Here is a 24,119-nt window from a genome sequence, read left to right as displayed (position 1 = left end):
AACGATTCTCTAAAGAGTTTAAGCCGTCTATTTATCATCGTAAAGTCTCTTTTGATTATCTATTAAATATAAAAATAAAACGCCAATCCCTTTCTTTTTGATATATCTCCTCTAAGAATACTAAACCGAAGTTTCTTTCGATTCATTCCCTCGAATCCCTATTTACTTATTCTAACATCTCACTAGTTAAGTGTAAATCACAAGACATCAATCTGTGATAGCAGTTTTTTATCAATGTGATAGGATTTAACTATAAAAAGCTGGAAAATCCGACTTTTCTCACTCATCATGTTAATGTTGGCAATGCTGACATTACTCATTCAATATTGCTAACGTAATCGTCACCAAAATAGCCCTGACTTAATTTAACAAGAGTTCCGTCCTCTTTCAGTTCTTCCAAACGTTTATTAACATAAGTTTGCAACTCCTTACCTTCCTTCGTGTCAGCAAAAAGAAGATATTCTAAACCATCCGTCTTACCACCAATCGTATCCGTTACCTTAGTCACCTTTAAATCATAACTTTGATCCTCTACAATAAAGGCCGCTGAGATAGCATCATAAAGAATAAAATCAATTTTACCTGTCTCAATATGCAAAACACGGGTTGATAATCCTGTTGAGTTAGCGACATATTGAATCTCAATTGGCGCCTTATCCTTGTTCGCTTCATTCCAATTTTCAAGAACTTGCGCATAATTTGAACCAGGGATAACCTCTGTTACTTTACCAGATAGGTCATCTAGACTATCGTATTCTGACCCCTTAGCCGAAACAATCGCATAGTTTGATTTTGAAATAGGGTCAGAGAAAAGATACTTTTCAGCTCGTTGCTCATTGTAATTAAAATCATTGGCGGCAATTTGGTAACGATCCGCATCAAGACCTGCTAAAATAGAATCAAAAGCAGTTGTAACAAATGTAACATCGTACTCCTTAGAATTTTTAAAAATAGCCTTCACAACATCAATATCATAACCCTTAAAATCCTCTCCTTTTTTATAAGTAAATGGAGCGGTATCAGAGTCAGTAGCTACCGTAAGAGCTACTTTAGATGAAGTGTCTTCTCCAGACTTCTGAGTACATCCCACCAGAATAACACCTAACACACCAAGCAAACTTAAAAATATCAATAATTTTTTCAATTTCATAACCTCCCCTTTTCAAAAAAATCTCCTGAGATTGAGAGCATTTCCTACTCTCTTAGTTTACTTTAACATAAACAAAGAAACTTGCCTAATAGGTCTTATCTATCCCTGAGATAGATAATTTGCATCCCAAAAATAAAAGACCGGAAAAACATCCGACCTTTACATTATTAGAATGTCTGTTTTCTAGCTTTACGCTCAGCACGGCCCTTAGCGCGCGCCTCTGCACGACGCTCTTTCTTGCGTTTCTCATCAACCTTCCACTGAATTTTCTTCTTGTAGCCTGGCTTAACCTTTTTCTTTTTCTTCTTCACCAGACCAATCATCTCAGTATCAAGTTTTTTATACATTTTTTCACGGTTGGCACGACGGTCTCGATCATAAGTGTCTTGGAACTCGCCATTTTTTAGCATTTTAGGGACAAATGCTACCCCCATCTTCTCAAGTTCTCTGATATCTGAATCATCACTAGGCTGATAGAGTGTAATCGCTGTACCTGACAAACCATTACGACCTGTACGCCCAACACGGTGCACAAAGAATGATAAGTCCTGAGGAATGGCATCATTGATAACATGACTAACCCCCTCAATATCAATACCACGTGCCGCCAAGTCAGTGGCAACAATGTACTCATAATCTAAGTTTTTAACCTGATTCATGATACGCTTACGTTCACGAGATGGAACTCCTCCATGAATTTTAGCAACTTTCAAACCATTAGATACAAGATAGCTATGCAAGTCATCTGCACGTTCCTTTGTATTAACGAAAATCATCGCCAAATACGGATTCAAAATCTTAGCAAATTCTAAAATCTGAGCATTCTTATCACGACCTTTTGTAGATACTAACCAGTTATCAATTGTATCTGCAATAACAGTTGACGTCTTAATTTTTTCCATAACAGGATTTGTCAGATACTTTTTCAAAAACGGCTGAAGCTTCTGAGGAATAGTTGCAGAAAAGACTAAGATTTGCACTTGTTTAGGTAGCGAACTTGCAATCTTATCAACGGTATCCAAAAAGCCCATATCCATCGTCATATCAGCCTCATCAACAACAAATGTATGTGTCTTATGAATCGCCAAATCACCTGACTTAACTAAATCATAAATGCGCCCTGGCGTACCAATAACAATATGTGGCTGCGTAACTTTCAACTTCTCAATTTGGCGAAGCTTGTCAGTCCCACCAACATAATTAACCACGCGAATCTCTTCCTCAGAATGATCTGCAATCTGTTTAGTTGCTTGATAAATCTGAGTGGCAAGTTCACGCGAAGGTGCTGTGATAACCACCTGAACATCTTTTCCATTTTCATCAATTTTTTCAAAAATTGGTAACAAGAATGTATGTGTTTTACCTGATCCTGTTTTAGATTCTCCGACAAGGTCACGACCAGAGCGTACTACAGGAATGAGTTTTTTTTGAACTTCTGTTGGCTCACTGAAATTAATCTCATCTAGAGCCTTTTGAATATAACTTTTAAAATTAAAATCTTTGAATGACATTTTGTAAATATAAAAGGACCGCCTTGAAAAATATTCAATTAAATGAGTTGTTTCATCTAACATCCCTTTAAATAAAATATTGCTTACTAAACTTGTCTCACGACAATTTCATATCAAGACTGCGTCCATGCTCAATACCAAACCCGGCTTGAGCATCCTTTCTCTATGATAACTTCATTATTATATCAAAAATTAAGTAAAAAAGCTCCTGCTTATGCTACTAGATATTTTCCATCAAAAAATCTAGGTCAAAAGTTACCTAGATTTGTTTACTAATTTGAATCATTTTTATAACAGATAAAGAAGCGCCAGTGTTATAAGACTAGCAACCGCTCCTACCGCCCATAGGAAAGCATCAACCTTCCATTCACTCCACTGCTCTGCTTTTCCAGAAAGCCCACCTAACTCCAAATGATGATGAAATGGTGTCATACGGAAAATGCGACGTCCTTCACCATATTTTTTCTTAGTGTATTTGAAGTAAGTGACCTGAAGCATCACGGAACTCGTTTCAAAAACATAAACAATCCCAATAAAGAGCAAGGTCCATTCTTGGTGAAGGGTAATTGAGAGCGTGGCAAGCATAGCTCCAAGAGCTAGTGACCCCACATCACCCATGAACACTTTAGCTGGTTTTTTATTAAACACGAAAAATCCAAGCAGGGCACCAATCATCGTAACGATAACTAAGAAAATATCTGATTGTCCTTGCACCTGAGCAATAATCGCATAAGCAAGTAAACTAATCACTACTGAAATGGAAGCTAGGCCATCAATACCATCTGTTAAGTTGACAGCATTTGAAAAACCTACAATCCAAAACAGAACAAAAGCAAGATAAAAAATCCCCAAATGAAGTTGATAACCAAAAACATTTAAATTCCCATGTCCAGATTGAACATGAAGAAAGTAGAATAACAGACCACCAATTATTTGCGCAAACATTTTCTGCTTAGAGGTTAATCCCTCATTGATTTGTTTAAAAATCTTTAAAAAATCATCAAGAAAACCAATCGATCCATAAATAATCAAGATTGCTATAATACTTGCTATAGCTGTCCATGACATTGAATCAGCATTTACCATATTAGCAATCACAAAAAAGAGCGAACTGACTATAATCGCAACAACAAGAAATACCGTTCCACCCATTGTTGGTGTCCCTGCTTTTTCAAAGTGCTGCTTCACATCCTCATGCATTTGTTGTCCACCAATTTTTTTGATTTGGAAAAAGCGAATAAAATGTGGCATGGCTATAACAGTTAGCCCAAAGGCTACCAAACCAGCTATAATACTTAATAACATATTACTCTCCTAATGTAATTGTAATTTTATCGAGTTTAGAAATATCCTCACCGACATCAACACTTTGCTTAACAACCTTATTTCCTGAACCTTTATAATTAACTGTCCATCCTTGCCACTCTGCAAAAATATCCACATTTTTCTTGGTCCAGCCGTACAAATCAGGTACTTTTTTCAGTGAATCCGTCAATAGGAGAATTTGTGCATTCTCGGGTACTTTATCCCCTTTTTCTACAGATGTTTTGATGATTTTTTCCCCTTCTCCAACAATGACCGGCTGCACAATATTACGACGTAACATATCTGCGGAGTTTCCAGATGATTTTCCAACTATATTGGGCATTTTATATACCATCTTTTTATCACCAATAGGCTGAATAGGCTGAGTTAACTCACGTTCCATAAGCAGTGCTTCCTCTAAAACAGGATTGAAAATATCACGATACTCTAATCCCGTCCATACCTCTGGTTGCTGAATAGTAACATACATCATGAACATAGGATCATCTGATGGAATCATAGCAATGACAGAGTTGATAGTGTCATTTGAGCCTTGAAGGTAACCTCCACCTTCTTCTGCCGAGGCGGCAATCTGCGCTGTACCTGATTTTACAGCAATACTTTCATTGCCAACTTGAATAACTGGACTCCCAAGTGTCTTTGAGTAGAGCGTTCCCCAAATCGGATCAGTACCAACTGTTACCATATATTGACGCGTTTCAGTAGCCGCCTCCGATGAAATAGGATTTCCAATAATTTCTGGACCAACCGTACGACTCGATTCCGTATTTGGGTCATAAATTTGCCCAATAAAATGCGGTTCTAACATGACACCATTATTACTAATTGATGTGAAGGCACGCAACATTTGAATTTGGGTCACATTAATCCCCTGACCGAAAGCAGATTGAGCGATGGTAACAAGGTTATCCTCTGGAAGATTGCCGACTGCTTCGTCACTCATCCCAAAACGCGTACGCGTTCCAAATCGGAATTTTGATAAGTAATTCATCCACTTATCTGTTCCAATTCCTTGTTGTAAATGCAAGATACCAACGTTACTTGAATAGGCAAATCCTTGAGATAAGGTCAGATAATTTCCATCTGATAGTCCCATATTGACATCCCAGTCCTTGATAACGGCATCTGCAAGCTCATACTTATCACTATAGTAAGTTTGATTTGGATTAAATGTTCCATTATCAATTGAAGAAGCTAGTGTGAAAACTTTCATTGTAGAACCAGGTTCATAATTTCCTTGATAAAGCAAACTATTCCAAGTTCCTATTTTTTTTTCATCCAAGCCTTCGAGAGTATCTGCATTATAGGTCGGACGTTGACTAGTTGCTAAAATTTCACCTGTTTTAGCGTTTACCAAGGTTGCACTGATGTGTTTGGCCAAGGTTTTTTCTGCTAGAAGATCCAACTGTGTCTCTAATGTGACCTGCAAAGGCTGCGACAAGGTAGTATAAATGTCTTTACCATTGATTGCTGCTTTAACTGGAGTCGAGGAGCCTAACAAAACATTGCCATTTTTATCCTTTTGGTAGCTGATAATACCATCTGTTCCAGATAGCTCCTCATTTAGAGCGAACTCCATTCCCATTGTTCCTGTAAAGGATTTACTTCCAGTTTTCTCATCTTCAACTAGTTGTGCTAGTCCTATAAAATGCGATGCAAAAGTGCCATTAGGATACATTCGACCCGGATTGGTGTAAAAATCAATCCCCTTGATACCAGCTTTTTTTACTGCTTCTGCTACAGCAGACATGGTACTGTAATTTAAGTTATTACCTTCAATACCAAAAGCGGTCTGAGAGAGTTTCTCTTGTTCTAATTGGTTAATAACATAGTCCTTCTCCATGCCTAAATACTCATGAAAGATATCTGCTACCTTTTTAAATTGAGACTTCTTGACATAAAGCTTATTGCCATAGACATCAACATAGGATGTGTCCATAACAGCATAAACGGAATAGGTTGTTGAATCCTCTGCAATCACGTTCCCATGACGGTCATAAATGGTACCGCGTTTAGCTTGTTGAGTAACTTGCAGTTGATAAACTTGAGCCGCTCCCTCTGATAGATCTATTCCAAACTTACTATCCGTCCCAATAATGATAGCAAAGTTTATCAAGAAGACGAAAAAAACAAATATACTCAAAATCATAAGATTCTGACCTACTCGCTTCCGATTAATCATAGGTGTTTTTCGCTCTTCGACAGCATAACTCAAAAAAAGTTGTATCAATTTTTTCATAAGCTATTCAACCCTTTGAATATTTTCTGACCGAGGTACCAAACCAGCTTCTTCAGCTACCTTTATAATGCGTTCGCGTTGAAGTAATTCATTAACTTCTTGCTTAGCATTATTGTACTCAGTTTGCTTAAGATTTAATTCTCCATTCAGTTCCGAAATCGTTTGTTGGAGTTGGAGGTTACGACTTTGGATGTAAATGAGGCTAATTGCCATTACAATGGCGGTCAAGATAATTGTCCCATAAAACGCCTTTTCTAATCTTGTGAATTGACGAAAACGTCTTTGGACAGCCTGACTAAGTGCCGTCTGTCTCTTATCTTCTGTCATAATACTATCCTTAATTATGTATTTTTCTAGCTACCCGAAGCTTCGCTGAGTGTGCTCGATTATTGGCAGCAAGTTCTTCTTGACTCGGCAAAATAGGTTTACGCGATACCAGTTCAAACTTGGGTCTAAGCTCATCTGGAATAAATGGTAAACCTTTCGGTACATCAACCGTAGATGATTCTTTGAATAATTGCTTTATCAGACGATCCTCCAAAGAATGGAAAGTAATCACTGAAATGCAACCATCAACAGCCAATAAGTCCATCGCTTCTTGAATTGATTCATTCACAGCACCAAGCTCATCATTAACTTCAATACGAATGGCTTGGAAAATCTGTTTGGCAGGATGACCTTTTTTCTTTAATTCTTTAGCTGGCTTAGCTGATTTAATGAGTTCAGCCAATTCAGCCGTTGTTTCAATTTGCTTAACCTGTCTTGCTTGTTCAATTTTTCGAGCAATCTGTTTTGAAAATTTATCCTCTCCATATTTAAAAAAAATACGAACCAAGTCCCGATAATCATAGGTGTTAACAACCTCGTAGGCCGTTAAATTTGCCTCTTGGTTCATTCGCATGTCAAGCGGAGCATCTTTTTTATAAGAGAATCCACGTTCACGCTCATCAAATTGAGGACTGGAGACTCCTAAATCATAAAGAATCCCATCTATAGAATAGACGCCACGCTGGGCTAAGTTCATTTTAAGATTTCTAAAATTATCCTTAATAAAGGTAACCATACCACGTTCAATATAGTTTTTTAATTTAATTTGAGCATTATCAATAGCTTTTTTATCCTGATCAAAACAATAAAGATGCCCATTATCACTCAATTTCGATAATAAATAAGACGAATGTCCCCCTCCTCCAAGGGTAGCGTCAACATAGACACCATCAGGTTTAATATCAAGCATATCAACGGTTTCGCGTAACAGTACGGTTACATGATGAAATTCTTTAGTCATAACTTTTATTATAGCATAAAAAAGAAGCATCTGTCTAAAAATTGAAAAGCATAAAAACCCGCAGATTTCTACGGGTAGGATGTAAGAATGACTTATTTAATACGTTTTTCTGTTTCCACATCAAAGAAGTGACCTTTAGCAACATTAAATGTTAAGTCTACTTTTTCACCAGGATTGTGGAAATCGCGAGCATCTACACGAGATGCGAATTCGCTATTACCAACTTTAACATAAAGCATCGTTTCACTTCCAAGAAGTTCTGATACCATAACTTCAGCTTTAACCGTAGCATTTGGATAAGTATCTTGAACAATTGGGTTTCCAGAAATATCTTCTGGACGGATACCAAAGATAACTTTTTTACCTTTGTAGCCTGCTGCTTCAAGTTTTTTAGCTTGTCCTTCTGGAAGAGCTAATTCAAGCCCTTCTTCACTGCGAAGAATACCACCATCAAATGTTACTGTGAAGAAGTTCATTGCTGGGCTTCCGATAAATCCTGCGACAAATTTGTTAGCTGGTTCGTTGTAAAGTTCTTGTGGTGTACCAATTTGTTCAACACGACCAATTGTTCCAGAACCTTCTGGGTTTTTAGTTGAACTCATGATAACGATACGGTCAGCAAGTGTCATCGCCTCTGTTTGGTCGTGGGTAACGTAGATGGTAGTTGCACCAATACGACGGTGAATTTTGGCAATTTCAGCACGCATTGATACACGAAGTTTCGCATCCAAGTTTGACAAAGGTTCGTCCATCAAGAACACTTTTGCATCACGGACAATAGCACGTCCCATAGCAACACGTTGACGTTGACCACCAGAAAGGTCAGCTGGCTTACGTGTCAAAAATTCAGTCAAACCAAGGATTTCAGCTGCTTCACGAACACGTTTGTCAATGTCTTCCTTCTTGTATTTACGCAATTTAAGACCAAAAGCCATGTTATCGTAAACAGTCATGTGTGGGTAAAGGGCATAGTTTTGGAAAACCATAGCAATGTCACGATCTTTTGGTGCCTCATCATTCATGAGTTTGTCATCAATGTAAAATTCACCTTCTGTGATATCTTCAAGACCAGCAATCATGCGAAGTGTTGTTGATTTACCACAACCTGAAGGACCTACAAAAACGATAAATTCTTTGTCTTTAATATCAAGGTTGAAGTTTTCAACAGAGTAGTGAGTGCTTTTTGGATATTTTTTGTAAATATTGTTAAGTTTAAGAGTTGTCATACATCTTACTTCCTTGTTTTTATTGTTGAAACAAGTATATCAAAAGCGCTTTCATAGTTCTATGGACAGTTTAGCTAGATTTTTGGGCAAGTTGCACAAAACTAAAAACGTTTTCATTTTACAAAAGAAAAAGAGAGATTACCCTCTCACATTTCCAATAATAACCAGTAGCACAGCGCCAAATCATCTAATTTTTTCAAATTCAAACCTGATAGATTTTGAAATTTTTCTAGCTTGTATTGAAGACTGTTGCGATGTAAATAAAGTTTTTGCGCAGCTTGCACCTGATTACCATGCGTCTCCCACAAGGCTGCTACTATATCTGGAACATCATTTTGCAGGGTTAAATAATAGTTAAGAATTTCTTTAAACACTCCAACTTCCTGCCCATTACTCAAAGCCCAGAGTAACATCTTAGCAAAGCTCTGCATTTTTTGGGAAGAATGGTTAGATAAATAAGCCGTAAATAGCTTTGTTTCTGCTTGAAAAAGCTGTTTCAGATGCTCACCATCTATACGCGCCCAGCTATTTCCCAAAAAAAGACTAAGCGATAAACCAAAGTCGCTTTCAATGGTCACCAAAAGCTCCTTTAAAAGCTCAGTGATATCACTTCCTTGTTCTTGAGTCAATAGCAGAGCTGTCCGGTATGATCCAAGTGAAATGGTTGCCACACGCCCTAAAAGAAGCTGATCCAGTAACTCTAGCAACTCGTCGGTAAAATACTGGGAATGTTCGAGATAGAGAAATTGGTAATTTGGATAAGAAGCTGGCAACTGAGAGCTTCTTCCCATTAAAAATTCTAACCAAGGATCGGTTAATACCTGCCTATCCTCAGCCGTTGTTGAGAATAAGGTGATTAAAAATCGCTCTCTATCAGTCAAATCTTCTTTAGGAATTTGTAACCATTCTTTTTCCAATGGAAGATTTTGAATTCCAGTATCGTCTGACATTTGCTGACTTTTCTGAGCATTAGGAAAATAATCTTGCCAGTTCATCCAAGCTCACTTTCTAATTTTGTTATGCTTCATTTGTTATTCTCTAATCTGTCCTTGACCATTGATATAGAATTTTGTAGATGTCAAAGCCTCTAGTCCCATTGGTCCACGCGCATGCATTTTTTGCGTTGAAATGCCGATTTCAGCTCCAAGGCCAAAGACAAAGCCATCGGTAAAACGAGTTGAGGCATTGACATAAACCGCTGCCGCATCCACTTGGTCTTGGAATTTCTCGGCTGCCACAAGGTCACGAGTCACGATGGCTTCTGAGTGCGATGATGTATAGGTATTAACCCAAGCAATCGCTTCTTCCAAGCTCGAAACCACCTTGACAGACATAATATAGTCTAAAAACTCTGTCGCATAGTCTTCTTCTGTTGCTGGAACGGCTGTTTTTAAAAGGGAGCATGCCTTCTCATCCGCACGAAATTCAATCGCCTGAACCTCGTTTGCCGCGTCTTCCAACATTGGCAAAAACTGCTCTGCTATTTTTTCATGAACCACTAAAGATTCTGCCGCGTTACACACACTTGGACGCTGGATTTTGGCATTAAGGACAATCTTCGTCGCCATTTCTAAATCGGCAAACTCGTCTACGTAAATGTGACAATTCCCAACTCCGGTCTCAATCACTGGCACTTTTGATTTTTCTTTAACTGTTTGAATCAATTTGGCACCACCACGTGGAATCAACAGGTCAACGTAATCAACTGCCTGCATCAAGTCTTCCGCAACCACATGTGAGGTATTTTCAACCAGCTGAACAACATCTGGATTGACACCACCATCTTCCAAAGCTTGACGAATGACCATTACTAAGGCTTTATTTGAGTTAATAGCATCACGCCCACCACGCAAGATAATAGCATTATTAGTTTTAAAGGCGAGCGAAAAGGCATCTACTGACACGTTGGGACGACTTTCAAAAATCATGGCAATAACACCCAGAGGCATTCGTTTCTGAACAATCTTTAAACCATCCAAATTCGTATAACCACGCACCACTTGACCGATTGGATCTTCTAAATCAGCTACCTGACGCACACCTTCTGCAATTCCTTTAATCCGTTCAGGTGTCAAACGAAGACGATCTGTCATAATCTCGGAAATCCCATTTTCTTTAGCTTGGGCCAAATCCTTAGCATTTTCCGTCAAAAGTAGCGCTGTTTCACTGACTAAACGCTTGGTTACCAAGGTTAGGAGAGCATTTTTTTCACTGGTTGAAAGGCTGAGCAAGTCACGCGCTGCCTTTTTAGCTTGTTTTCCTAATGTTTCAATATAAGTCATGTGTTACCTCATTTCTGACTAAACAGGGTTCCAAAATGCTCGCCATCTAGAACACGCAAAATATCACGCGGATTGGCACTATTCATCAATACCATCTGCCCATCATTTTCAAAGACAATCTGTGCAGATTGGATTTTAGAAAGCATACCGCCAGTTCCAAACTTAGAACCGGCGCCACCAGCAGAAGCTAAAATCTCTTCTGTGATTTCAGGAACATGGTTACGCAACTTAGCATCGTCATAAATCGTCGGATTTTTATCGAACAACCCATCAATATCTGACAGCATAATCAATAAGTCTGCCTTCGTGATGCTAGCCACAATGGCAGATAATCGATCATTGTCCCCAAACTTAGTCTGATGGTCCATTTCATCAATCGAAACGGCATCATTTTCATTAACAATAGGGACTATTCCCATGCTAAATAGACTTTCAAAGGCATTAGTAACATTGGCTAAACTCTCAGGAAATTCTACCACATCACGTGTTAACAAAATTTGAGACACATTGGTCTGGTAGTGGGCAAAAATCTGAGAATAAAGGCTCATCATCGCCACCTGCCCCACACTTGATACCGCTTGTTGCTCTGCCATTTCGCTAGGACGCTTAGCAAGTCCTAAAACATCTAAGCCAAATCCCATCGCACCAGATGAAACTAGAACAACTTCCATTCCCTTATTCATCAAGCTAGCAATAACAAAAGCCAACTGATCAATTTTTTCAAGGTTAATCTTGCCTGTTGGTAAGACTAAAGAACTTGTTCCAATCTTAATAACAAGTCTTTTTACGGTTTTAAAATCTCTTCTCATAGTCAACATTATACACTAAAAACCGTGCCAACGCACGGTTTTCTGTCATATTAGTCATTAACGTGTTCTTGACTTTGTTCCAAAACATTACCTGAATCAGCATCAATAGAATAGCTGTATTCTATAGTATCTTTAACAAACTCAATTTCATAGCTATATGGCATGTCATCAAAATCTTGCTCAACTGTCAAATTGATAACTTCCTCTTGCTTTAGGCCAGCTGCTTCAAGAGCTCTTTTCACAGCATCTTCTTGAGAAATTGCTGGAGTATAAGTGCCTGCTTGTCCAGTTGTTTCAGAAACACTCTGTGAAGTCTGTTGAGTGGTACTCTGCTGCACAGCTACCTCATCTTTATCATCATCCAAATCACAAGCAACTAAAGTCAAAATAGCTAAAGCTGTTAAACCAAATAAACTCAATTTTTTCAAAGTCATATTAATACTCCAATCTTAAATTAAATTCATCTTATCATATCAAAACTTTCAAAGTCAAAGAATCTGTTCATGACTAATCTTCGTTTAAGTTTATGAATCTCCTAAAAAATCTTTCTATTTCTCACACCCTACAAGTGGCTTCCGCGCTGTTTTCTGCTCTTATTTTTGCTTATTACCTTCAGAATATCTGGCTCATTCTCATTTTCCTTATTCCTATAGGAATCATTTCGGGTGCTATCAATCCTAAACTAAACACTCTAATTTACACTAGAATCTCTGAGAATAAAATTGCTACTGTGTCTGCTGGCATTTATACCTGGTTTGCCATGGGTATTGTAATCACACGATTACTGATGTCAGGACTTATGTTATTTCTTTCGGTAAAATGGCTGACGCTTCTTCTTTTCTTGCTCAGTCTAGGTCTTTTAGGTTATACTATTAATGACTTTATCAGAAAGACAGTAATATAATGGATATTTTTATCAGTAAACATCAAAGTAAAATCATGGATTTTCTTTGATTACCAAGCATCAGCTACTTCGATCCTAGTCAAATTGATCTGACATTTGAAGAACGTCAAACTTTTCAAGAGGTGTTTAACGATTTTGAAACTCTCAAAAAAATATTAGAGCCCTATACAGCACGTCTTCACAAATTTTATCGCGGAGCAAACCATGGCCATATTATAGATAGTATTTACCGCTATCTATTAGAAGAAGGCCATGACCCTAAAACAATGGAAGAACTTTATCCACTTGTTTTAGCGATTTCAGAAGAAAAAATCCGCTCCCTTTTACTAAATCTTATCGCACCTGAAGGCCAAGTCATCGAAACCGAAGAAGATCTTCTTAACCTTTTAGAGGATGATATGATAAAAGAGAGTACCAAATGGCGCGTCTTTTGGTCATATCATCACCCTAAAGAAACCGTCGAAGGCATGGTTGACCTCTACAAAGAGCTTATCCCTCTCTATCAACCGTTTTATGAAAAATACGAAAAAGAGGTGCTAGAGACAATCAATCGGCTTGACATTATGGAACTTTTTAGCGACTCTATTTTTGATATCAAAAAGTACCTCTCAAAAAGCCAAAAATCTACTCTAAAGGCCTTTGTCACTTCACCGCTACACCTCAATCACATCATTACTACAGATGAGTTAGATTTAGAAAAACCTGTCTACGTCTATACTTACGCCAGAGCAGAAGTTATTCTCAAAGGACGCCAACAAAATAATCTCAGCAAAGACACTTTGGATTTGGCAATCAAGTCTCTAGCTGATCCCGTTCGTTATGACATTTTAAATATCGTATCTCACTCAACATTGAAAAATAAGGAAATTGCTGCACAGCTAGGTATCACTCCCGCTAACGTATCTTTCCACATCCAAAAACTGCTCAATGCTGGACTGCTCAGCTTTGCTATTGATAAAGACGAAGCTCGCTATAGACTTAATAAAGCTTTCATGGCGCAATGTCTTGACAAAATTAAATCTGACTTTGATCTATAACAAGCGTTTTCAAAAAATTTAAAAATGCCCTTGAAATTTTTCCAAAAAGTGGTATCATAATGGTACAGAAAAATTGCTGTGGCATACGAATTCACATCAATGTGTTGACCGACTATTTTTTGTATTTTTCGGGAAACAAAAGTCTTTCTCCAGTATGTAGGCCGTTTCACGCGGAAACAACTAAGGGGAAGCGAGTTGCCCACCTGCTTTATTGCGCGGGTTCAATACAAAACGTGGATCACCGGTGCCAATACAGCTTTCTTGCCTCCTTAGCTCAGTTGGTAGAGCAGTGGACTCTTAATCCATGGGTCACAGGTTCGAGCCCTGTAGGGGGTATGCAATACAATCGTCTAAAGCCTTGATTTATAAGGCTTTTTTCTTTGTCTAATGTTATTTTGTTCTAAATTTGTTCTTGTAATTATTTTCTATCAACTAACTTTATCAGTTAAAAGTAATCTTACCTCTTTGATTTCCGATTCATACTTTTCTTGGAAAAGATGACCGTAAGTTTTAGTTAATTGCTCAATATTCTTATGACCCAAAATTTTAGCAACTACCCAAATATCAACACCCTTTGCTAAAAGATAACTAGCGTATGTGTGCCTGGCACCATAAGCAGTCATGTTCTCATTAAGATTTAACTCTTTTAGATAATGCTCCAATCTCTTATTAATAGCATTATGTGTTGGTATCGCCTGTAAACGAGAATAGAACACGAAACCTTCTTTATTAGAAAGTCCTCGACTATCAAAATAAGCTTTCTGTTCCCTATATAGCAATTTTAAAACAGATATAATCTGCTGATTAATAGGAACTTCACGAATCGAATCATCCGTTTTTGCTTCAGTAAAACGCTCATTAATTTTATCATAACGTCTATATGTTCTGATAAATCCATTCTCAAAATCAATATCTTCCCATGTCATCGCCATACACTCTGCAATACGAAGACCTGTTTTAAAAAGTATGTATAGAAAAAAAGAAGTGATGCTCTTTTTATAATTAAGATCCTGTCTTATTAAGAGTAATAACCTATGATAATCTGTGCTATTATCAATATACTTATCTTCAATTTTCTTTGATTTCTTTTGAGAATTTAATATAACTCCATCAGTAAAATCATTGAGAAACAATCCGTCACGTTGTGCTAATTTTATCGCTTTACGAATATCAGCATTCAGTCTGCTTAACGTATTTTTTATAACTCTTTGACCATAAATATTGATAAACTCCTGATATTCACTATGTTTAATATCAGAAACATCTTTATCAGAAAATTCTTTTTTCAGCACACTAGCTCGTCTAAGATATTTATTTTTGGTAGACTCTAACCGATCACTACTTTCTATTGTCAATTGATACCATCTAAGCCACAAATCATATAAACTTAAACGACTTTTGAAATAATAACCTTGGCTAATTGCTCTTTCTTTTTCAGCGGCTTCTAATTGAGCCTCTTTTTTTGTTCTAAAACCAGAGTTAGAAGCTATCAATTTCCCTTTAGAATCATAAATACGATAATCCCATGTTTTCTTTTTTCCTCGTTGTCTAAATGTTGCCATTTGTCTCCTCTCTATTCTAGCAACAAGGACTTATCCTCTTCATTCTACATTAATTTAAAATATCTGCAAAATGATTTTCAAAATACTTCCTTGTGCGACTTGCTAAAAATCGATATGGACTGCCCTTTCCTTTAGGATATGAAACAAATCCACTAGCATTCTGCTCAATATCAAATTCTGCTTTATATCTAGGATTAAGCAATATATCATTAATCAATTTCGATCTACCTATTCTCAGTAGATCAATAACATCATCAATATCCCACCACTGACCTTCTTCTCTTTGATTCACTAAAGATAAATACTCCTCTTTAGAAATAACGACAAGGTTCTCAGGTACAGGTACAGTAACATTAAAAGTTTGTTGCATACAATCTCCTTTAAATAAATTAATAGTTATCCCAATTACTAAATTTACGAATGTTATTTTGGCTTCTTTTCAAATTTATTTTAATTCTGAATTACAAAAAGCCCTTCCAATGAGATGATGGAAGAACTTCTACGTTTAATTATTATTCAGTAATTCTAAGATTTTCGATTTGGAATAAACTTCCCCAGGGGAAAATCTAATACCATGATATTCATACGGTTGATCATTAACTACTTCATAGTATTCTTCATGAATCGAATGAAGAAATTTACTAATTTCCTCCATGCTATCACCCGTTTCCTCAGCTTTAACACGATAGCTATTTACATCATCAGTACAGAGCCGTAGAACAGGATGAGAACCATAAAATAATTCAGAGAGGGATTCTGTTTTGCTTAACACACTACTAGATAATTTATCCACATTTCCTGATACAACAAATAATCTATTTGATAATTCATTCTGATTTTGAGATAGTTCTTTCTGATTTTGTGATAAAACTCCCAACTCTTTTTTAATAGACTTATTATCTCTCAATATAGTCAAAATAGCACTTGCGCCTCCTAAAACAGTGCCTACAGCCGTTAAAACACCACCTAGAGTAACCAAATCCATAATCGTATAATTTCCTAACATCTTATTTCCTCCATTCTAGCATAAACGATTTATTGCAACAACTACTTCCTAACTGCAAATGTTCTATTGGGAGCTGGTGTTAAAACCCTAAAATGAATACGATCACTAGAACCACTAGCGTCCCAATTACATTCAGATACTACAAATGAGCCATCTTCATTAACATGCTCCACAAACGAAACATGCCCCCACGGATTACTAAAATCTTCTGACATCACTGCTCCTACCTCTGGTTTTGCAACACGCTTCCAGCCTCTAGCAGTCAAACTATTAACCCAATCTTGACCATTACCCAAATAACCATAGCCATCAGAAACATTGGCTAAGCCAACTTCAAAAAGACGATTATAAACATACCAAGTACATTGATACCGTGGATAACCTGAACCAGCTTGTGTTGTTATAGATTTTTGTGTTGGTAAACCATACTTGAATTTCTTCTCATAACCTTTTGGAAAATCCCAAAAATCGCCTAACGTTTGTCCATCACCTACTGCTGAATTTCCTGTTGCTTCAACACCAGATTGTAAAATATCAAACCACTTCTGTGCATCTTGCTCTAATTCTGTTAGTTTTGTTTGTCCATCTGAAAGACTTACCCCTTCATATTTTTCAGACCAAATTCTGGCAGCTTTTTTAGGGTCAGATGCTTTTTGCATTTCCTCTTTAACGTGAGACCAGGAGCCATTCAATTCCTTAGACATCAACTCTAACTCTACATCTGATTCTAACGCACGTCTAGGCGCCAATGCCCAACGATCACCATTAACTTTGTTATCCCAACCAGACCATTGAAAATAACCTGCTACTCCTCCAGATGGATTGACAGCCTTTGGGTCAAATCCTGATTCACGTTCACCATTGGCTAATGAACCTGAAACTCCTGCTACAGTAAATTGCTCCTTACTTAGTTGCCAATTGACAATTTTAATAACATCTTCTGCACGTTCTACACTAATCCCTGCTTTTTCAGCAACCTCTTCTGCAGTTAAGATAAGTTGTCTACCACCTATGGCTTCAGAACTAGATGAATCACTACTACTTCCTCCTAATGCAGAAAGTAGTATCATAAAAATAAAAAAAAGAGGAAGTATCGGCACTAACAGTAATACTATCCCTCGTCTAAAACGTTTCATACTCCCTCCTTTGCTAATTGATTAGGTTTCACCTTTTTCGTAAACGTAAAAACAAACCAGCAAATACTGACATAAAGCCTAATGCGCTAACTGCCATTGTTTCTGAATCACCAGTTTTAGGTAATACGACTAAATCATTTTCTTTTGTCTTCAAGGCTACCGTACCATCTGACTGAACTTCACCACCAACAACATCCGCTGATACAGTAACAACAGTACCATCAGATTCTTGAATCAACACTTGACTATCTTGTGTACCAACAACTTGGTGTCCACCTGCAGTTACAATTGGTTCCGTCACAACTTCTTGTGTAACTGGTTTTGGTGTTTCCGTTTGTTTCGGTAATTCTACATCCTTTTTAGGCTCTGTCGCCTCTTTGACAGGTACTTCCTCAATCGGTTTTACTTCTTCTGTGATAGCTGGTTCGACAGGTTTTGGTACTTCCTCAGTTGCAACAGGAGGCAATTCCTCAATCGGTTTTTCAACTGGCTCTGTCGTATCAATAGGAGCTACTGGAACAGTTTCTTCTACTTCTGTTACAGGAGCAGATGTTTCAGTTTCAACTGGTACCTCAATCGGCGCATCTACTGTTGTCACTGTTTCAGTAGGAATATCAATCGGTGCTTCTACTGTTTCGTCTGCGCTTGCCACCATTGTTGACAAAGTTGTCGCGCTTAGTAAGAGTGTTGCTAGTAACGTTTTTTTGTAAGTTTTTGTTTTCATTTGTTTTTTCCTTTCGTTTTAACGTCAAAGTACGTTGCGGTAATTGTTTCTGAGGATTTTCCAAAGAACGTTGATTTTTCATCTGGTTCATCGAAGTACCCCTCTTATCTTTAGGGAAATACATCGGTTTTCCTGGCACGAATTTACGCTTATTTTTAGGTGCAAGTTGCTTCACACGTTTCAAGTTAAATCCACTTGCTTTTTGTCTGCTCCTAATCTTGCGATTGAGATTGCTAAGCGATTGACGTCGCTGTTCTGTTGGTATTTTAACTGACGGCTTACGTCCAAACTGTTTCATTTTACTTATGTAGTCTTTGGGCTTGTTAAGCAACATCTTCCTCTTATCGTTTTTTTCTTGACGTTTGAGCTTAACTTTCTCAACATCTCTATCTGCTTTCATATTTGCTAGTTCAAAATCATCTCCCCTTCCAGTGTATTTTTTAATTGCTTTTTGTTTCATCCGTTTATCTTTAGCTACCCTAGCTCTTTCAGACGCTAGCCTACGTGTCAAATTTGCGAGAGCCAAACCTCCTAAAACGCCTGTCGCCCCCCACTTAAGAGCTGTTCGCCTTGTTTTGTCGCCATAAGAATTTGCTTTGTTAAGCATGCGACCGACCGTTGACGTGCTATTGGGTTTTAGTGCATTCAGCCACCATTTTCTTGTCAAAAATGCAATTAAGTAGCTGAACCACTTTCCAAAAAATGCTAATAGAAAATTATCATTAGTCAAAGTCATAAAAACATTACTGACGCTAGTGTCAAAGGTCATCACAAAAACGCCACCAACATTGATAAACTGTGACAGTAAGAGGTTATTTCCGATACCTTTCATAGCCCCTACCAGGAAACCGTTAAACATCGGTATAACACCTGCAATGAGTAATACTGGTAAGACATAGAAGATGGCTAATACGATTAGACGTAGTGCCAACGACATTAGACCTACTCCAGCAAGCAACATACCTGTTAAACCCGATTCAAGGATTGCTAAAATAGCATACATGAACTTGTTTCCAAGTCCACCACGAAGTTGCTTGACTTTAGGTTCGTCTTGTTTGCCAATAAAATTATAAATTTTTTCTCCACCAATATTAAACTTATTATCTCCAGATTTATAGCCCAGCAAATCAATGAGTTGTTTTGTGCTAAGATTGCTTTTTAACTTGCCTGACTCATCTTTAACCATATCAGAATTCATCCCAACATAGTTTTGCCAAAGTGCCTTGTCAAAGTAGACAGCCAATGTTTTATCAATGTAAGCAGTGTCACCCTTATCCTTGACGTCCGCAATACCAGCAATGCCACTAGAAGCCTCAGAACTGACTTTAGCAGTGAAAGTAGAGAGCTTACCATAGATAACAGACACTCCTGACTCACCTCCGTAAATAGGACTATAAACACTTCCTACAAAGGCAACTAAAGCCGTCCACTTAAAAAAGGTTATAAAGAAATTCTTATGATGTTTACCTTGAACATATAGCGCATAGCCTACGATAAAAACAATAATTAAAGGAACAAAATTCTGATAGACCGTTGAGAAAATCTTTGAGCTTTCCGTAACAGTTGTTTTAATTAAGTCATCAATCGCACCAGCCCCTCCAGCTGTTATCTTGTAGAGGCTACTGTAGATGTTGTAATTAAACTTCGCAAACCAAAACAACATGTTGACAAAATCGTTATAAATATATTCCAAGGAAAATCCTATCCCTAAAAAATTATTATTTTCAACTAGAATCTTTGATTCTAACTTCTCAAGATTTAAGTCTTTGTTTTCTTTGACTAGCTTAATTGCCTCAGTTGTCACGTTAATCAGCCCATCAAATAGGACTGTTGCTTTTGCCATTAGCTCACCTCCTCCCACGAATAAGTATCTTTCTCTTCTTTAACCTTAACTGTCGCAAAGAGTTTAGACAATTCTGGGAAGAAACCACCGTCAATAGTAATACGTTCTTTACGACCAAAGGTGTCATAGTAGATACACTGTGCCATTGTCATGTTATCAACCCACTTGTACGTTTCCTCCGTGTTTGGCACTTTGATATAGTCTAAAATTTCTGCCACGTGGTTTTCTTCTCTAAAGGCAAACACTGTTCCAAAGCCAGTATTATCACCCTCTGCATTAACATCCACAACAGACTGAGTGATGACAATTAAGAAGTTGTTCTGACTACGACCTAAACGTTTAATATCGTTTAGAATCTTTTTACCAGTGCTTGACGTTTCAAAGAGCCACCCCTCGTCCATAACGGTAATCGTTTCTTCTGCAATATCTGCAGAACCGAACCTTTTACAAAAGTAGCCAATCGCATTGAGTACAACCAAACCGTTACGTTCGCTATCGGTCATTTCAATCTGAGAACTTTCCGAAGGCAGTTCTACGTTTTTGATACCAATAACAGTAACTTTATCTCTCATAGAGATACCTTTATGTTCACCGCGAGAAAAGACAACAGATAGCGTAGAATCATGAGCGTTCCCAAGCAAGGCACTTCCGAAGTGCTGAATACGCTCTTTATCAGAATTTGCTAGTTCTTCAAAAACATCTAGCATGCCACGTTGCTCTCCTGCCTCTTTCTCGTCATAGACCTTATCCAAAGCCGATGATAGAGCTGTGTCTTTTTCATCGTCTTTTTCACTGAGTGTCCATACCAGACTTTTAGCCAGTGCCTTACCTTCTGATTTTGGCAGGAAAACAATAGGGTCAAGCATACCAACGTTTTCCTTTTTTGTTGGATCGAGCGACACAAAGTTAATCGAACGAATATAAGCAACTAGTTCTGGATAGAGTCCTTGCTCTTCGAGTTCTTGAGCTACTGCCAAAAACTGACCTTTAAGCTCATCTTTAGGGTCAATATAAAGCAGTTTACACTTAAGCAACGTGTGTAAGACAACAATCAGTTTAGCAGCAAACGACTTCCCATTTCCTGTATCACCTGTAATAAGGACGTGAGGATTGTTAGTTACTTTACCATTGACTTCTAACTTATTAGCTTGTAACAAATCTGACAACACAAGATTATTAGAGGACTGTAAAGCCGTCCTAAAATCACCAAACCAAGAAGTAACCTCATTATCAACCTTACCAATATACCAACCAACATCCGTACCAACCTTATGAGATACAAAAAAGAGATTCTCGCAGAACCCCTCAACTGTTACTTTTTGGATAAAGTTCTTATCCCAAAATTCAAGCGTTTCACCAAACATATTCTTATAAAAGAGATAAATTTGATCTGCACTTGCTTTAAGAACACCGACATCTTCCAACGTAGCCGTCAACATATCCAATTTTAGTTTAAGCACTTCTATACTTTCTCCAGTTACAATCAATGTGTGCATGTAATGCAACATTTTTTCTTTTGCATTGATTTTATCCTTAAGGTCATTAAGCAAGTAAAAGTCATCTAATTGCTCCTGATTAGCAGAATCACCCGCCTCCATATCTTCCGATACTGCATTTTTAATTTTATCCTGCGCACGTGTCGTTTGCCCTGCAATAGACCAAAAACCTTTAGTACCAACAAACTTTGCTTTAATTTTACTTTCCACTGGAAAATTAAGGTTTTTTAGTCGTTCTACAATATGAATATGACTAATATTTCTTGGTAACGTGCCAATTGGATAATGAGCAATATAAGTCTCATCATCACCATTGGATAATTTCATCACATTGACATTTTCTATTGTGATATTGACATCATCAATATTTTCTATTGATGATTGTACTTGTTTAATTTCTGAATCAACATCAAGTGATAACCCCCTACGATATTGCAGTAGATTTAAAAAAATGGTTTCTTGAATGGTCAACGGTTTATAATGCAATAAACTTAATCGACTTTCCAAGACTTGCCTTTGAGGTAAGTATTTTTCATACCAATTTTCATCAATATCTTCATAGATTCCGAACCCCTCCATAAACGTTTGTTTCGTATCACGATAGGCTTGTTTAACCACACTTTTCAAGTCAACTGAAATATGCAAGGATTTTAAAGGAACAACTAAATAATGTTTGTAACTAAATGGTACTCCTGAAGTTTCATAAATCTCATTCAATGTTTTTTTAAAGATCGTTTCCGCTAAATTTCTATAAACATCTTTAGGATCCAAGCGATCTGACAACTCCTCAAAAATAGCAATCAAATCTCTAGTCATTGGTACATCATTAATTTCAAAATCACCAAACGGATGCAAATCATTAATTACAGAAGCTACGCTTACTTTCAGTTTTTCCTTTTCTAAAAGTGACATTGTGTTCGCCACCATTGACTTAATTTCATAAAAGGCAAATACACTGCTATTTTTCAAGAGAATCATATTCTCATAAAATGCCCAAATCTGATTTTCTTTTAACTTTGTGACTCTCATTTTTCCCCTTTCTTATCGTATCGTCGGTAAATTTTACCTTTATTTATATAAATTTCATTAACCCTATAACCATAAATAAAATAATAGATGAGATAATCCTTAAAAAAGAAAATAAAAGGACGACCATCTATCTTTAAATCTTCTATCGCATAAGCAATAGAAAGACCTATCACAAAACTTAATATCAAACTATAATTCCAGCTTATAAAAGGCAAAAACATTAATAAAATAAAAGTCGGTACAAATACTAAAACAGTATAGACAATCCGTGAAAATTTAAAGGCAGAAGTAAATGTATACAAGCTACCAAAACTTCTTACCCAATTTGGTTGATCTAGTGCTTCTCTGTAACTATACAGCTTCTTATCCTTATCATCTGCCATAGAATATACTCCTAAAAAAGACTAACAATAAAATCAATAATAGCCTTAGCTAATGTTCCAAATGATGACAATACTGTACTGATGTTATGCATAATATAATACGCAACACCACCACCTGCTAAAACACCTAACGCATAAATTGGTTTTTTCTCTTTAAAAAAATAACGCCCTCCAATAAAAATTACTGCTGCTGCCAAAATTGGATTCCCCAAACTTGTTGCTAATTTATTAAACAAATCCATTTATATTATTCCTTCTTTCCATTTTTACTTAATACCATGAATCATTTTTGAAACTAAAATAGATGTACCATCTATTTCTAATTCTAATGTAAAATTTTCACTTCTCGTATTACCTGCAGTCGCAAATGTAACCTGTACATAAGCAATTGTTTTGCCTTTTTTCTTATTGTAAGATGTAAAATCTACTGTTTTCAGTTCGCTATTTGATAACACTTTTATGTTTTCAGATACTAAATCCAAATTTTCTTGACTGGTCGTATAGTTTGTAAAAAATAGTTTCATAAACTCATCAAACCTTTTTGTGTCTTCATCGCTCAATTCATTTACTTTCTCTAGTTTACGACGACTATTATCTGGCAAATCTTTTGCCTGACTATCAACTGCAGGCGTAAAATACGGCAAATCGGAAACTAAATATGCTCCTTTAATCCTTTGATAAGGAATATTAAATTCTGTTACGACAGATTCACCTCCAATTACTACATAACTAACCAAATAGGTAATAACTTTATCAGTTACATTCACTAATTTACTTGTTTTCAACTCTGTCGGTTGTCTCAATTGACCTTGCGACCTAATTTCCATAGGTTCAACATAAAAACTATTTAACTTTTCAATCTGTTTAGACTGTTCTTGTCCATCACTTGAAAAATTAAAATAATAATAAACAAAATTACTTGACCAATTTTGTAACCTATAATCAATCATAGTAACTTCCTGTTTTTTCTGATTAACACTCTCTATCTGTGGCTTAGCATTCAATCTAATAATATTAGTCGCCATTGCACCAGCACTTAATAATACAAATGTTAATGCCCCACCTAAAAAAATTCTATTATAAAGCCTTTGATTATAACGCTTCGGTATAATCTCTTTTTTCTCTTTTTTTGTGGGTCTACGTTTTTTCTTATCCATAACCTTCCTCT

General features: G+C 36.9%; 23 protein-coding genes, 1 tRNA gene and 1 other RNA gene. 4 read left to right on the top strand and 21 right to left on the bottom strand.

Going from position 1 to position 24,119, the window contains the following annotated elements; all coding sequences use genetic code 11:
* Window positions 1-316: 316 nt before the first annotated feature.
* The 11 genes from ACFPQ3_RS11040 to ACFPQ3_RS10990 form a co-directional block, all read right to left on the bottom strand.
* A complete protein-coding gene (locus ACFPQ3_RS11040) occupies window positions 317-1,150 on the bottom strand; it encodes a transporter substrate-binding domain-containing protein (RefSeq protein WP_156806302.1) in 834 nt (277 codons plus the stop codon).
* A 167-nt stretch (window positions 1,151-1,317) separates the two neighbouring features.
* The gene (locus ACFPQ3_RS11035) at window positions 1,318-2,661 is read right to left on the bottom strand and encodes a DEAD/DEAH box helicase (RefSeq protein WP_156806303.1); all 1,344 of its coding nucleotides are present in this window, start codon (window positions 2,659-2,661) and stop codon (window positions 1,318-1,320) included.
* 288 nt (window positions 2,662-2,949) lie between these two features.
* Window positions 2,950-3,966 carry a phospho-N-acetylmuramoyl-pentapeptide-transferase gene (gene mraY / locus ACFPQ3_RS11030; protein WP_156806304.1) on the bottom strand — a complete coding sequence of 339 codons (1,017 nt, stop codon included), beginning with the start codon at window positions 3,964-3,966 and terminating at the stop codon, window positions 2,950-2,952.
* A 1-nt stretch (window position 3,967) separates the two neighbouring features.
* Window positions 3,968-6,226: a penicillin-binding protein PBP2X gene (gene pbp2x, locus ACFPQ3_RS11025; RefSeq protein WP_156806305.1), complete on the bottom strand. Its 2,259-nt coding sequence runs from the start codon at window positions 6,224-6,226 to the stop codon at window positions 3,968-3,970.
* 3 nt (window positions 6,227-6,229) lie between these two features.
* Entirely contained in the window at window positions 6,230-6,553 is a 324-nt protein-coding gene (gene ftsL, locus ACFPQ3_RS11020) for a cell division protein FtsL (protein WP_156806306.1), read from the bottom strand.
* 10 nt (window positions 6,554-6,563) lie between these two features.
* Complete coding sequence (rsmH, locus tag ACFPQ3_RS11015; RefSeq protein ID WP_156806307.1) at window positions 6,564-7,514, bottom strand: 16S rRNA (cytosine(1402)-N(4))-methyltransferase RsmH; 951 nt, start codon at window positions 7,512-7,514, stop codon at window positions 6,564-6,566.
* A 92-nt stretch (window positions 7,515-7,606) separates the two neighbouring features.
* Entirely contained in the window at window positions 7,607-8,740 is a 1,134-nt protein-coding gene (locus ACFPQ3_RS11010; RefSeq protein WP_156806308.1) for an ABC transporter ATP-binding protein, read from the bottom strand.
* A 146-nt stretch (window positions 8,741-8,886) separates the two neighbouring features.
* On the bottom strand, window positions 8,887-9,735 hold the full coding sequence (locus tag ACFPQ3_RS11005; RefSeq protein WP_156806309.1) for a helix-turn-helix domain-containing protein: 849 nt from the start codon (window positions 9,733-9,735) through the stop codon (window positions 8,887-8,889).
* 36 nt (window positions 9,736-9,771) lie between these two features.
* Window positions 9,772-11,022: a glutamate-5-semialdehyde dehydrogenase gene (locus tag ACFPQ3_RS11000; protein WP_156806310.1), complete on the bottom strand. Its 1,251-nt coding sequence runs from the start codon at window positions 11,020-11,022 to the stop codon at window positions 9,772-9,774.
* Window positions 11,023-11,030: 8 nt separating this feature from the next.
* Window positions 11,031-11,831 (bottom strand): glutamate 5-kinase, encoded by an 801-nt coding sequence (gene proB / locus ACFPQ3_RS10995; RefSeq protein ID WP_232323222.1) that lies wholly within the window; start codon window positions 11,829-11,831, stop codon window positions 11,031-11,033.
* A gap of 50 nt (window positions 11,832-11,881) precedes the next feature.
* On the bottom strand, window positions 11,882-12,265 hold the full coding sequence (locus ACFPQ3_RS10990; RefSeq protein WP_156806312.1) for a PepSY domain-containing protein: 384 nt from the start codon (window positions 12,263-12,265) through the stop codon (window positions 11,882-11,884).
* Between the two features lie 92 nt (window positions 12,266-12,357).
* Between ACFPQ3_RS10990 and ACFPQ3_RS10985 the strand changes: the two genes are divergently transcribed.
* From ACFPQ3_RS10985 to ACFPQ3_RS10970, 4 genes are all read left to right on the top strand, one after another.
* Window positions 12,358-12,735 carry a hypothetical protein gene (locus tag ACFPQ3_RS10985; RefSeq protein ID WP_156806313.1) on the top strand — a complete coding sequence of 126 codons (378 nt, stop codon included), beginning with the start codon at window positions 12,358-12,360 and terminating at the stop codon, window positions 12,733-12,735.
* Between the two features lie 122 nt (window positions 12,736-12,857).
* Complete coding sequence (locus ACFPQ3_RS10980; protein WP_156806314.1) at window positions 12,858-13,772, top strand: ArsR/SmtB family transcription factor; 915 nt, start codon at window positions 12,858-12,860, stop codon at window positions 13,770-13,772.
* Between the two features lie 70 nt (window positions 13,773-13,842).
* A non-coding RNA gene (ssrS, locus tag ACFPQ3_RS10975) (6S RNA) lies at window positions 13,843-14,035 on the top strand.
* Window positions 14,036-14,108, top strand: a tRNA-Lys gene (locus ACFPQ3_RS10970). It begins immediately after the preceding RNA gene.
* Between the two features lie 92 nt (window positions 14,109-14,200).
* On the opposite strand, the gene ACFPQ3_RS10965 is transcribed toward ACFPQ3_RS10970, so the two are convergent.
* The 10 genes from ACFPQ3_RS10965 to ACFPQ3_RS10920 form a co-directional block, all read right to left on the bottom strand.
* On the bottom strand, window positions 14,201-15,334 hold the full coding sequence (locus ACFPQ3_RS10965) for a tyrosine-type recombinase/integrase (protein ID WP_156806315.1): 1,134 nt from the start codon (window positions 15,332-15,334) through the stop codon (window positions 14,201-14,203).
* 49 nt (window positions 15,335-15,383) lie between these two features.
* A complete protein-coding gene (locus tag ACFPQ3_RS10960) occupies window positions 15,384-15,704 on the bottom strand; it encodes a DUF771 domain-containing protein (RefSeq protein ID WP_156806316.1) in 321 nt (106 codons plus the stop codon).
* A gap of 135 nt (window positions 15,705-15,839) precedes the next feature.
* Window positions 15,840-16,340, bottom strand: coding sequence for a hypothetical protein (locus tag ACFPQ3_RS10955; RefSeq protein WP_232323223.1), 501 nt, complete (start codon window positions 16,338-16,340; stop codon window positions 15,840-15,842).
* 41 nt (window positions 16,341-16,381) lie between these two features.
* Window positions 16,382-17,476 carry a phage tail tip lysozyme gene (locus ACFPQ3_RS10950; protein WP_156806317.1) on the bottom strand — a complete coding sequence of 365 codons (1,095 nt, stop codon included), beginning with the start codon at window positions 17,474-17,476 and terminating at the stop codon, window positions 16,382-16,384.
* Between the two features lie 28 nt (window positions 17,477-17,504).
* Complete coding sequence (locus ACFPQ3_RS10945; RefSeq protein ID WP_156806318.1) at window positions 17,505-18,200, bottom strand: LPXTG cell wall anchor domain-containing protein; 696 nt, start codon at window positions 18,198-18,200, stop codon at window positions 17,505-17,507.
* On the bottom strand, window positions 18,091-20,043 hold the full coding sequence (locus ACFPQ3_RS10940; RefSeq protein WP_156806319.1) for a hypothetical protein: 1,953 nt from the start codon (window positions 20,041-20,043) through the stop codon (window positions 18,091-18,093). The genes ACFPQ3_RS10945 and ACFPQ3_RS10940 overlap by 110 nt, the downstream gene beginning before the upstream one ends.
* Window positions 20,043-22,568, bottom strand: a complete 2,526-nt coding sequence (locus ACFPQ3_RS10935) for an ATP-binding protein (RefSeq protein WP_156806320.1) — start codon at window positions 22,566-22,568, stop codon at window positions 20,043-20,045. The genes ACFPQ3_RS10940 and ACFPQ3_RS10935 overlap by 1 nt, the downstream gene beginning before the upstream one ends.
* Window positions 22,565-22,951, bottom strand: coding sequence for a TcpE family conjugal transfer membrane protein (locus ACFPQ3_RS10930; RefSeq protein WP_156806321.1), 387 nt, complete (start codon window positions 22,949-22,951; stop codon window positions 22,565-22,567). The genes ACFPQ3_RS10935 and ACFPQ3_RS10930 overlap by 4 nt, the downstream gene beginning before the upstream one ends.
* An 11-nt stretch (window positions 22,952-22,962) precedes the next feature.
* Window positions 22,963-23,193: a hypothetical protein gene (locus ACFPQ3_RS10925; RefSeq protein ID WP_156806322.1), complete on the bottom strand. Its 231-nt coding sequence runs from the start codon at window positions 23,191-23,193 to the stop codon at window positions 22,963-22,965.
* A 24-nt stretch (window positions 23,194-23,217) separates the two neighbouring features.
* Window positions 23,218-24,108 (bottom strand): conjugal transfer protein, encoded by an 891-nt coding sequence (locus tag ACFPQ3_RS10920; RefSeq protein ID WP_198039906.1) that lies wholly within the window; start codon window positions 24,106-24,108, stop codon window positions 23,218-23,220.
* Between the last annotated feature and the right edge of the window lie 11 nt (window positions 24,109-24,119).

It is taken from the genome of Streptococcus caledonicus, assembly GCF_042656225.1.
In the GTDB taxonomy this organism is placed as follows: Bacteria; Bacillota; Bacilli; order Lactobacillales; family Streptococcaceae; genus Streptococcus; species Streptococcus caledonicus.
This window is presented reverse-complemented; position numbering and strand designations above follow the sequence as displayed.